Raw genomic sequence first — 11469 nt, 5'->3', positions numbered from 1 at the left:
GGTCGGCACCGCGACGGTGAGCACCGGGAACGAGGCCCGGTCGACGATGCCGACCCGGGCCGCCGCACCGAGCGCGGCCCGCACCGCCCGCACCTTCGCCGGCCGCAACGCGTTGTACGCCAGCAGCGCCGCCGCGGTCACCCGGGGCGCACCCAGCGGCAGCAGGAACCGGGCCCGGGCGATCGACGGGACGACCGCGTACCGGGCCACCACGGTGTGCCCGGCGGGCGGCCCGGCGTCCACCGAGAGGGCGATCCGCTCGTCGCCGAAGACCGCCCGGGTGACCCAGCCCAGGCCGTCGTCACGCGAGCGGGGGTCGGCCGTCGCGGTGGCCGCTGTGGTCACGCGACCCGGTCCGGCCAGTCGAGCGACAGCCCCAGCCGCTGCCGCAGCGCCTCGTTGTGCGGGCGGTAGTACTCGGTCAACTCGGCACGCAGGTCCGCCTCCAGCGGTGCCGACCGCCGGTCGTTGTAGACCTTGAAGTCCGGCAGGTCGAAAGCGGGCAGGCCGAGGAAGTCCAGGGTCCGGCGGTAGGTGGCCCGTGCGTCGCCGTACAGGTCCTCGCTGGGCAGGAAGAGCAGCTGCGAACGGTCGAACCGGTCCAGCCACGGCTCCAGGTGCTCCAGGTAGCGGCCCCGGGCCCGGTAGGTGTGCCAGTCGTACGGCTCGCTGAAGTACTCCGGCTCGGCGATCAACCGCTCCCGCTCCCCCGCCGTACGCTCCGGCTCGGCGGCCAACGCGGCGGCGAAGTCCAGCGGCTCCACGCCGTTGGTCCGCCGCTCCTTCCAGTGCGAGTACGCCCGCTCGACCGGGTCCCGCAGCAGCACGATCAGCTTCACCGTCGGCATCAGCGCGGCGACCCGCTCGGCGGCCAGCGGATGGAACATGTACAGCGGTGCCGCCTCGCCGACGCGGACCGGGCCGCCGTGGCGGCTCTCCAGCGCCTCCCGCTGGCGCAGGGTCGGGAAGTGCGAGCGGTACCACGCCTCGCCGCGACCCCAGTGCTCCTCGAAGTAGTGCGAGGACTTCGTGTTCCAGGCCGGGAAGAGCCGGGGCACCAGCGGATGCTGGATGAGGTAGTTCCACAGCGAGGTGGTCCCGCCCCGCTTGGTCCCGATGATGAGGAAGTCCGGCAGCGGACGCCGGTCGCTGGTGCGGACCCCGTAGTCGACGAGGCTCTCCCGCACCCGATTCGTCACCTGGGTCGGCACCAGTTGCTTCACCCGGTCCCGGATGGACGACACGACGACCTCACCTGCCCTTCGACGGCGGGGGCGGGGTGCCCTGCGGCGACCCGCCCCGAATCTGCACCATGGTCGCCCGGATGCCGCGTCGCACCCGGGGTAACGTCAACAAGCCGACGCAGCCGGCGGCCAACACGGCCACCGCTACCAGGAGGCCGGGAATGCCCCGACCGCCCACCACCAGGCCGGCGACCGAGGCCAGCCCGACGCCGCCGACGGTGGCCGCCGCCGCCCGCAGCATCCCCGCGTCGACCAACGGCTGGCGTACCACCAGCCGGGCGCAGGTGACCGCCGTGAGGTTCTCGGTCGCGATGCCGGCCGCCCAGGCCAGGGCCGCGCCGGTGGCGCCGTACGCGGGGATCAGCACCAGGCCGAGACCGACGGTGACCACCAGTCCGGCCAGCGCGCCGGCCAGGTGCAGGCCGCTGCGCCCACCCATCAGCAGCAGGCTCTGCACGTTGCCGACACCGGTGTTGATCAGCATCGCCAGGGCGAGCACGGTCAACGCGGCGGCACCGGCGGTGAACTCGGGACCGAACAGCGCCAGGAAGGCCGGTCCGAACACGGCGAGCAGCAGGTAGACCGGCCAGGACAGCACCAGCCCCCAGGTGGTCAACTGCCGGTGCACGGCCGCCGCGGCGACCCGCTCGCCACGCCCGAGCAACCGCGACAACTGCGGCGAGACCGCCACCCGCAGGCCCTGCATCGCCAACTGCCCGGCGAGGACGTACCGGCCGACCGCGCCGAAGACACCGGCGTCGGCCTGGGTGGCCAGGGCCGAGGTGAGCAGGACGCCGACCCACATGCTGCCGGCGTCGATCGCGGCGGAGGCGGCCCGAGGCAGCGCGAACCGCCAGAACGTGGACCAGTCCGTGGGCTCCGGACGCAGCCGGACGCCGCGACCCACGCCCAGCGGCCGGGCGACCATCATCAGACAGACCAGCAACCCGACGGCGGCCGGCACCAGCCAGCCCGTCATGCCGGCGACCAGCCCGCCGCCGACCAGCAACGCCATGCCGACCAGCGCCGGTCGGGCCACCGGCAGCAGCAGGAACTGCACCGCCACGTACGAGCGGATCGGGCGCACGCACCGCACCACGGCCAGCAGCAGGTTCATCGCGACCACCACCGGCACCGCGACGAACGTGACCACCAGCAGCGACTCCCCCTCCGGCCCGAGCAGCCGCCCGGCCAGCGGACCGGCGAGCAACGCACCACCGATCGCGATCAGCACCGCGAACAGCAGCGGCGGCACCAGGGCCACCGGCAGCACCCGGGCGGCGTCGCCACTCGCCCCGGCCCGGCGCCGGGGCAGTGCCCACATCAGCCCGGTCTCCGCGCCCAGGGTGCAGACCGCGGCGGCGACGGTCACCACGCCGATCGCGGCGAAGAACGCGCCGGACCCGGTCGTGCCGTACCCCCGGGTGATGACGACCGCCAGCACGAAGCCGAACAGGCCACTGGTGGCGGCGCCGACCAACCCGGCGACACCGCTGCGGACGCTGCGCCGGGTCTCGGTCGCGCCGTCGTCCCGGCCCGGATCCGTTCCGGCGGGCCGGTCCCCGGCCGGGGAACTGGTGGTGACGGTCATGTCGGTCGCACCGCCGGTCGTGGTCGTGGTCGGGACCGCCTGTCCGCGCGGTGCACCTCCCGTTCGGTGAGCGCCATCGCGAAGCCGACCGCGAAGAAGGCGACGGCGAGGTTCTGGTTGGCCATCCCGTAGAACGGCACCTGCACCAGGCAGACCACCGGGACGATGGAGAGCCACTGCCCGGCTGCCGAGGTGGCGCGGGCACAGACGAACGCGGCGACGACGAACCAGGCGAGGAAGCAGAGCAGCGCGGGTACGCCGTGACTGAACAGCACCATCCAGAGCTGGCCCTGGGTGCCGATCGGCGCGTCGGCGGAGACGGTGTCGACGTTCACCGGGGCGCCGTAGCCCAGCCACGGTGAGTCGCCCACCCGGCGCAACACCTCCGAGTAGAGCGAGAACCGGTCGGTGTTGGTGTCGCTGGACTCGACCCGGTTCCCGATCAACTCGGTCACCGGGATGAAGAGCGTGACCAGGCCACCGACCAGCACCACGCCGACGATCGAGGCCGCCACCCGGACGTTGCCGCGCAACGCGGCGCGCAGGCCGAGCACGGCCAGGCCGGCGCCGAGGCTGAGGAACATCGCGCGGTTGAGCGTGAGGAAGGCCGGCACCAGCGACAGCGGCAGCGAGGCGAGCAGCGCCCAGCGCAGCAGCCCCCGTCGGCGCAGCATCGTGAAGGCGACCACGCAGGGCAGCGTGATCGCGTACGCGCTGCCGTAGTTGTTGGTGTACGCGAAGGGTGCCGCCGGCCGGAAGATCGGGTTCAACGACCGGGCGCTGTACTCGGCGGTGGCCAGGTGCACCATGTCGTTGATGAACGGGGTGCCGGACACCCCGCCCGGCAGCAGCACCTCGACCGGCGTGGTCATCTCGAACCTCGGCACCATCACACCCAGCCAGCCCAGCACGACCAGCCCGAACCAGAACGCGCAGAGCGGCACCAGGACGGCGGTCTGGTCGGGGCGTTCCCGGGCGACCGCGTAGACGTAGACGCCGACCACCACCGCGGTGAGGTAGAAGCCCAGCCGCAGGGCGAAGGTCAGCAACGACACCGGCGACTGCAACTGGGTGACGCTGACCAGCACGATGGCCAGGAACAGCAGCCAGATCCCGGTGGCCGGCGGCAACGGCACCCGCCCTCGGGTGACCAGCAGCACGAACAGCAACGCGCCCAGCAGCGGCCAGCCGAGATAGAAGAAACCGGCCAGCCACCAGATCGGCACCAGCCCGAACATGGCGATCAGCGGCCACAGCGGCAGCCGTGGTGGCGGGGCGAGGACCGACGGGGTGTCGGCGGCTGCCGGCGGCGCCGGCTCGGTGGCCGGCGGTGCCTGGATCACCGGCACCGCCTCAGCCTCGGCCGCTGCGCGAGAGCACGAAGCCGAGCGGATTCACCCCGGCCGCCCGCAGTCGCTCGGCGAGCCGACGCAAATCGGTCTGCCGGGTCCGGTCCCGCTCGACCACCACCACCGCGGTGCCCTGCCGGGCCACGGCCACACCCCGCTCGTCGGCCTCGGCCGGCGGGGCGTTGTAGAGCACCAGACGCTGGTCGGCGCCCTGCCGCCAGGTGCCGAAGCGGACGCTGCCGGCGCCCACGGTCACCTTGTCGCCACCGTTCACCTGGCCGTTGACGACCGGGGTGACGCTGGCCTTGGCGGAGGTGACCCGGGGAATCGTGATCGTCGCCTCCGGGTCGGTCGAGGGACGCGCACCCGGCGGGTGCGGCGAGGGACGGCGGATGATCTCGGTGGGCGAGTCGTCCGGCCCCTCCATGCTGACCGGCCGGGCCGGTGCGGTGCGCGGCTTGGGCACGGTGGGCCGGCTCGGGTCGATGCTGGGCGGCAGCCGGTCCCGGTCGGCCTGCACGGCGGCGCGCAGCCGGTCGATCCGGCCGCTGTCGTCGGCGACGAACACCTCGCGACCGGCCACCGCCAGCGCCACGGCCAGCCCGGCGGTGATCGCGCTGGCGTCCTCCCGGGCGGTGACCACGGCGACCCGGGCCGGATGGCGTACCCGCTCGGCGATGGCCATCGCGACGTAGCGCACGTCCGCGTCGACGGCCCGCCCGCGCAGGCCGGTGTACCGGATGGTGCCCAGCAGCGGCAGGCCGGTGTTGTCCTTGGCGTCGACGACGGTCCGCACCCGCCGGTCGAAGGACTCCCAGGCGAACGCGAGCACGAGACCGATCAGGGCACCACCGAGCAGCCCGGCGGCCATCAGCATGGGTGCGTTGCCGGCCGCCGAGGTCAGCGCCCGCTCGGCGGACTGGGTGACCCACCCCGGGTTCACGTCGACGGCGGCGATCTCGGTGCGGGCGGAGTTGAGCTGGGTGAGCTGGTTGTTGATCGCGCTCAGCTCGGCGACGGCCACGTTGCTGGCGGCGGTGTCCCGGGAGTTGTTCACCCGTCGCTGCGCCGCCGCCTGCTGGGTGGCGACCTTCTCGATGCTCTCGTCGTACGAGCGGAGCATCTCCTCGCGCTGCCGCTCGTACATGGCCCGCCGGACGTTCAGGTAGCTCTCCGCGGCGAGGTTGGCACCGAGCACCGCGTCGTCGGCGCTGCGGGCCTGGTAGACGAAGCGCAGGATCTGCCCACCGGTGGGCACCTCGACCTCGAGGGCGTCGCGGACCGAACGCTGGTCCGAGCCGAACTCGTCGGCCAGCTTCCCGACCACCTCGGTGCCGGTGGCGATGCGGCTCTCCACGTTCATGTTCACCGCGCGGTCGGCGTTGGCGCCGCTGGGCGTGAACGCGTCGGTGACCACCGGACGGACCGCCACCACCGCGTTTGCGCTCACCGCCGACGGGGCCAGGAACGCGTAGCCCGCGGCGGCCAGCAGCCCGAGCGCGGCGACCGCGCCGACCTGCCGGATCCGGTGCAGCGGCACGCGCAGCACGTCGCTGATGGTGACGGAGCGGGGCGACGACTCGGCGTTCGCACCGTCGTTGGCCCAGGGGCTCGGAGCGGCATCAGTCATTGAACTTCTTCACCGTTTGTTGTGGGTTGCCGATGACCACGACTCCGGGCGGCACGTCCGTCCGCACCACGGTCGCAGCCCCCACCACGCTGTCCCGGCCGATCCGTACACCCTTCATGACCAGCGCGTGCGCGCCGATCCAGACGTTGTCCTCGACCGTGATGGGCGCACGCGTGGCCGGGGTGGGCGGATCGTGCCGCTGAGCCGGTGGCAGGTTGTGGAAGTCATTGTCCAGCAACTCGCAGTCGGACAACAGGCACCGATTCCCGATCGTCACCGACGTCCACGTGCCCACCCATGTCGCGTTGAGCAGGCAGTCGGCCCCGACGCGCACCTCGCCCGGACCGGCGAAACGGACCAGCTTGTTCACCCTGGTCCGGTCACCGATGGTCACGCGGACCCCGCGCCGCAGCCGGATCCGTCCCCGGATCTCGACGTCCCGCCCGAGGGTCAGGCGCGGATAGCGCAGGGCGTACCAGCGACGCTTGATCGCGAAGACCATGCGCACCACGAATCCACGCCGGATGCCGGTCAACGGTCCTCCCCACGTTCCGTGGGCCGGCGACGGTGGATCCGCCGCCGGCCCAACGTGAACAATTTACCGAGGTTACATTACGAACAGTGAACGCTACTGCACGGAGAAGAACATCGACGACGTCGACCAGGTGAGCTCCGTGGTAGCGGTGGCGATCACCGTAGCCTCGGCACCGGTGGCCGCCGCAGCGGGGGCCAGGGTCGGGTCGAAGGGCACGCTGCGCAGCGACCCGTCGGTCGCCCCGTAGACGATCTTCCCGTTCACCCAGGCCATGCCGCGTACGGACGACCAGGTGATGCCCGTGGTCGGCACCGTGAACTCGGTGGCACCCAGGTAGTTGCCGTCGATCTCGAAGAACCGGTAATACAGGTTGTTCGTCCCGGTCCGGGTGTAGTAGAGCCGCCCGTCGAGGAAGAACGCCCCGTTCAGCTGCGCCGGGTTGAACCAGTCGTTGTAGCCGGACGCCTCCCACGGCACACCGATGGTGGTGCCGTTGAACATCGAGATGTCGATCCGACTGCCGGTCGGCGAACCGGAGACCAGCCGCGACCAGTAGATCCGGTCGTCCACCCGCCAGGTCGCCCCGGCACCGGTGTAGTTGGTCTGGCTCACCGTGGTGGCGGCGCCGAGGGTGCTGCCGTCGAACGGCACCTTCGCCACCGAACCGCTACCGACGTTCAGGTAGAGGTGACCGCTGGCGGCCGTCGGAGGGTTGCGCGGAGTGATGGTGCGTCCACCGCTGACCGGGAACATGCCCAGCCGGCCGTGGTACTCGTTGCCCATGCCGTCGGAGTTGTGCCCGAAGTACAGGCCGTCCGGACCCCGCCAGAGGACCGGCACGGTCGAGCCCCACGAGCTGGCGCCCGAGGGCAGGGCCGAGCCGCCGCTGCGACGCGGGTTCCAGTTCACCGGCATGCCGGTGGCCGAGTTGACCGCGCCGATGCCGAGCCGGTCGATCGCGCCGTTGCCCGCCTTGTCGCTGGCGTTCGGGTTGTTCAACCAGCGGAAGTGCCCGCCGAGGTAGATGATGTTGTCGGCCACCTCGACCGAGGTGATGGTGTCGTTGCCCGTGAAGTTGGCCCAGGTGGCGTTCTGACCGCTGCCCCGGGCGGCGGTCTCGAAGCGCACCAGCACGTCGCAGTACGCCGACGGCCAGCCCGCGCCGCCGTTGGTGCCGACGACGAACCAGCTGCCGTCACCACCGAAACGCACATCCTGGACGTAGTGCACGAAGGTGGTGGGTGCCGCGCACGGCGCCACGAACCGTTCGCTGCTCCAGTCGATCACGCTCGGCGTACCGGTCAGGTCGATCAGCGCGATCTGGTTGCGCGGCAGGTCGTTGACGAACATGAAGTTGCCGCCGACCACGAGCGTGTTGCCGTCCGGCGACACGTCGATGGCCCACGCGTACATGCTCGTGTCGTGTCGACCGACCGAGGTGTTGATGTTGAAGGTCGGGTCGATCGCACCGGTGGTCGCGTTCAGCCGCCCGAGCCCGGCGTGCGCCGTGCCGTTGAGCCAGTTGAACGCGCCGGCCACGTAGAGCCAGTTGCCGTGCAGCACCAGGTCGCGCACGGTGCCACCGTCGGACCGGCCCACCCAGCTGTCGATGATCATGCCGGTGGAGGGGTCGAGCGCCACCAGGTTGCGGCGGGCCACCCCGTTGACGTTCTTGAAGACGCCGCCGACGATCAGCGTCCCGCCGGGACCGGCGATGAGCGAGTTGACCGCCCCGTCGAGCACCGGCAGGAAGGCGGTGGAGATCGTCCCGGTGGTCCGGTCGTAGGCGAAGAGATAACGCTGGGTGATCCACGGCGTACTGACGGTCTGCCGGATCTGGGTGAAGCTTCCTCCCACGAACACCGTGTTGCCGACCTGTGCGAAGGCACGGGCCTCACCGTCCCGCGCGTGCGGGGTCTCGTCGGCGGGGTTCGCGGACACCAGAGTCGCCGGTTCGGGAACCGGCACCACGGCGGCGGATGTCGCGCTGGGCACGGCCAGGACGGCCGCGACGGTTGCTAATGCGACAGCCCCTGCCCGTACGCGCTTTCGGCGGGTGTTCCGCCACGGGAAGGAGATTATGGGCACGCTGCGCCTCCAGGGTGGACGGGAATGTGCGTTGCGTAGCTTCTCCCGTTCGCCCCGGAGGCGACATCCGCCGATTGGGCGGTCAGTTCATCCAGTTGCAGACAACACCGCGGGCGGTCGCATGTCGGACAGCACCTCTTCGGCACCGGACCGCCCGCGGGTTACCTCAGGTCAGCGGCTGCCTCCGGTGGGTTGCCGAAGGTAACTGTCGCGTCCGGCGGCGGCGAATCCGGCCACCGCGCTGGGGTCCTGGTTCATTGTCATGTTGCAGACGTTCGTCGTCTTCGTCATCCCCGGAGAGTTGAAGTAGATCGCCGCCTTGATTTTCGGATGCGCCTTCAGCGCCGCCGGGAATTCCTCGAACCACCGCCGCTTGGCGTTCGGGTCGGCGCTGTCGAAGTTCGTGCCGAACTCGGCCAGCATCCGGGGCTTGCCCTTGCCGATCCCGGTGTCGTCCAACCAGCGGTAGAACGAACCGATCGTGGTGCTCGGGCTCTTCCAGGTCGTACTGCCGTTGCAGACGTGGAAGTTGTACGGATCCCAGGCCACCCAGTCGACGTAGGCGTCACCCGGGTACAGGCCGGCGTACCGGTTGTAGTGGCCGGACCAGCCCATCATCGTCCAGACCCACACCGCGTTACGGACCTGCGCCGCGGCGAACCGGTCGTGCACGTACCGCCAGGCACGGACGAACTCGGCGTCGCTGCCCTTCTCCGGCTCGTCCTCCGGCTCGTGGTCGAAGCCCATGAACACCGGCACCCCGGCCGCCTTGATCCGGCCGGCCACGTCGTCGATCGTCTGGTCGTACCGGCCGCTGTAGACGTCCCGCCAGGTGAGCACCGTGCCGGACGAGAAGACCCGGCTCTCCCAGGCGAAGAACATCAGCCGACCCTCGCGCATCTGCTGCTGCTGGTACGCGTCGGGGAAGGCACCGTTGCTGCCGCTGTTGGAGAAGTCGTGGTAGCGGTGCACGATGTCGAACGTCCGCCCGACCTGCTTCTCCACGTCGGTGATCGCCTTACCGTGGTCCCATCCGCTGCCCGCCCCGGAGGGTGAGTACATCCCCCACCAGGCACCGCAGGACGGCACCAGCTTCGCCGACACCTGACCGCACGCACCGGGGTCCGCCGGTGGCTTGGTCGGCGTCGGGCTGGGCCGGGCCGGGCTCGGGCTCACGCTCGGCGACACGGTCGGCGAGGCGGGTGGACGGGTCGGCAACGCGGCCGAGGGCGTCGGCGAGACGCTGGACGGGGCGGGTGCCGGACGCGTACCCGCGTCGTAGCGCAACACCAGGCGGGGACGGACGTCCGGGTTGCGGTTCTCCCCCGACGCCCAGTAGATCCGGCTGCCCAGCCCGGCCTGTGCCAGCGACACCGTCCAGGTGCCGTTGCCGGTCACCAGTTTGGAGACGTCCCACTCGTTGAAGCCCTTGCCGACGCCGGACACCGCGTCCAGGGCGGCACCGACCTGACCGGGAGCCGGCCGGGCGGCCCGGGCGTCGAGCCCGGAGTCGTGCGCGGTCACCGCCGCGTCGAACGCCTGCCAGGAGTGCACCCGCAACGTCGCCCGGATGTTCGTCGCGTTCGCGGGAAGTGAGGTCACCGAGAAGGCGAGGACCGCCTGCCGGTCCCCACGGGGGTTGCCGTCACACGGGGCGGCGCAGGTGGCCAACGTCGTCTTGACGCTGTTGTCGCCGTCCTGCGGAACGCTCGTGGCGGTGGTGTCGAACACCACCGGTATGGAGAGGTCGTCGTCGGCGATCAGGGGCACCATGGTCGCGCCGATGCCGAGTACGACCGTGGTGCCGAGGACACCGAGCACCACGGCCTTGCGCCGGGGGCCCTGATGCCGGATGAGGCGGTGCAGTCCGCGCCTGGTCACTCAGACTCCTTGTGAATTCGGCGATAACGCTGTGGAGCGTATCGGCGTACACAACAGAGCGTGTGAATGACCGGGGAACCTAAGCGCGTCTTAAAGTTCGCCTAAGCCGACGCTGCGACACCGCGCCCGGTCGGAGCTGCGGCAGCGTACCGGCAGTCTGGCGACTCAGCACCGGCCGATCCGCAGGTCAGCGCCGCAGCGGGGACCACATCTCAGCGCCGAGCGGCGTCGCATCCGGGCCGGGATCGATGATCTACCCCAGTGACGACCGATACGCAAGTCCGCGCCGGGCGATGCCGCGACCCAGCGGTACGGGCGCACTCAGCGGCACGGGCACGACGGAGGCCCCCGACGTGGTCGGGGGCCTTCGGTGCCGCACGTGCGGCTCAGTTCGGGGCGGCCTGCTTCGCCAGCGCGACGAACGACTGCCAGGCGGCCGGCGCGAACCGCAGGGTGCCGCCGTCCCGGTCCTTGGTGTCGCGGACCAGCACGACGGCCCCGACCCGGCCACCCTCTTCACCCGGTTCCTCGCCTGGGCAGCCCCACGCCGCCACCCCGATCCCCCCATCCCGGACGGCCCCACCCCGGACGCCCCGACCTCAGCCGACGAAGGCACTCGATCCAGGATTTAGTGGCTTCGCGCGGGGAAGAAGGCCACTCGATCCTGGATCGAGCGGTCAGTCGACCCGGGCAGCGACCCGGGCGGCGGTCAGCGCGGCGGTCAGTCGACCCGAGATCCGGTAAGCGCGCGACGGCCAAGCCGACCACACGGCGGTCAGTCGACCTGAGCAGCGACCCGAGCGGCGGTCAGCGCGGCGGTCATCGCGGCCCGGGGGGCGGGAACGCCGGTGAACTGTTCGAACTGGCCGACGGCCTGGGCCAGCAACAGGTCCAGGCCGGAGACGACCGGGCAGTCGGCGGCAGCGGCCGACGCGGCCAGCGGGGTCGGCCACGGGTCGTAGATGGCGTCGAAGAGCACCGTGCCGGGACGCCAGCGCACCACATCGGCCAGCTCGTCGGCGGCGCCCTTCGGCACCGTGGAGATCAGCAGGTCGACGTCGGTCAGCTCCGCCGCGTCCGCCCAGGAAGCGGCGGTCAGCGTCAGGCCCAGCGCGGTCGCCACGGGCGCCAACTCGTCGACGGCCGCCGGG

8 protein-coding genes and 2 pseudogenes are annotated in these 11469 nt (G+C 71.5%); all 10 read right to left on the bottom strand.

The window, feature by feature from the left end:
* Positions 1–345, bottom strand: a pseudogene (locus tag EYA84_RS16905) (hypothetical protein); the annotation flags it as partial.
* Positions 342–1244 carry a sulfotransferase domain-containing protein gene (locus EYA84_RS16900; RefSeq protein ID WP_131054031.1) on the bottom strand — a complete coding sequence of 301 codons (903 nt, stop codon included), beginning with the start codon at positions 1242–1244 and terminating at the stop codon, positions 342–344. The pseudogene EYA84_RS16905 and the gene EYA84_RS16900, both read right to left, overlap by 4 nt.
* Before the next feature lie 7 nt (positions 1245–1251).
* Entirely contained in the window at positions 1252–2835 is a 1584-nt protein-coding gene (locus EYA84_RS16895; RefSeq protein WP_131054030.1) for a lipopolysaccharide biosynthesis protein, read from the bottom strand.
* On the bottom strand, positions 2832–4073 hold the full coding sequence (locus tag EYA84_RS16890) for an O-antigen ligase (protein WP_236145809.1): 1242 nt from the start codon (positions 4071–4073) through the stop codon (positions 2832–2834). Before EYA84_RS16890 ends, EYA84_RS16895 begins: the two co-directional genes overlap by 4 nt.
* Before the next feature lie 115 nt (positions 4074–4188).
* The gene (locus EYA84_RS16885; protein ID WP_131054029.1) at positions 4189–5814 is read right to left on the bottom strand and encodes a lipopolysaccharide biosynthesis protein; all 1626 of its coding nucleotides are present in this window, start codon (positions 5812–5814) and stop codon (positions 4189–4191) included.
* A complete protein-coding gene (locus EYA84_RS16880; RefSeq protein WP_131054028.1) occupies positions 5807–6349 on the bottom strand; it encodes a DapH/DapD/GlmU-related protein in 543 nt (180 codons plus the stop codon). The genes EYA84_RS16885 and EYA84_RS16880 overlap by 8 nt, the downstream gene beginning before the upstream one ends.
* A 93-nt stretch (positions 6350–6442) precedes the next feature.
* Positions 6443–8344 carry a hypothetical protein gene (locus EYA84_RS16875; protein WP_394347577.1) on the bottom strand — a complete coding sequence of 634 codons (1902 nt, stop codon included), beginning with the start codon at positions 8342–8344 and terminating at the stop codon, positions 6443–6445.
* A gap of 264 nt (positions 8345–8608) precedes the next feature.
* A complete protein-coding gene (locus EYA84_RS16870; protein WP_131054027.1) occupies positions 8609–10318 on the bottom strand; it encodes a glycosyl hydrolase in 1710 nt (569 codons plus the stop codon).
* 386 nt (positions 10319–10704) lie between these two features.
* Positions 10705–10872 (bottom strand): DUF397 domain-containing protein, encoded by a 168-nt coding sequence (locus EYA84_RS16865; protein ID WP_236145808.1) that lies wholly within the window; start codon positions 10870–10872, stop codon positions 10705–10707.
* 221 nt (positions 10873–11093) lie between these two features.
* Positions 11094–11469: pseudogene (locus tag EYA84_RS16860) on the bottom strand (shikimate dehydrogenase); the annotation flags it as partial.

The sequence above is a fragment of the Verrucosispora sp. SN26_14.1 genome, from assembly GCF_004307965.1.
Classification (GTDB): Bacteria; Actinomycetota; Actinomycetes; order Mycobacteriales; family Micromonosporaceae; genus Micromonospora.
The sequence above is the reverse complement of the archived record's forward strand: the minus strand, read 5'-3'. Positions and strand labels throughout refer to the sequence as shown.

Excerpts from the sequence above, each read along its gene's own strand:
- EYA84_RS16885 (WP_131054029.1), bottom strand. The coding sequence starts at position 5,814 with ATGACTGATGCCGCTCCGAGCCCCTGGGCCAACGACGGTGCGAACGCC.
- EYA84_RS16895 (WP_131054030.1), bottom strand. The coding sequence starts at position 2,835 with ATGACCGTCACCACCAGTTCCCCGGCCGGGGACCGGCCCGCCGGAACG.
- EYA84_RS16890 (WP_236145809.1), bottom strand. The coding sequence starts at position 4,073 with ATGTTCGGGCTGGTGCCGATCTGGTGGCTGGCCGGTTTCTTCTATCTC.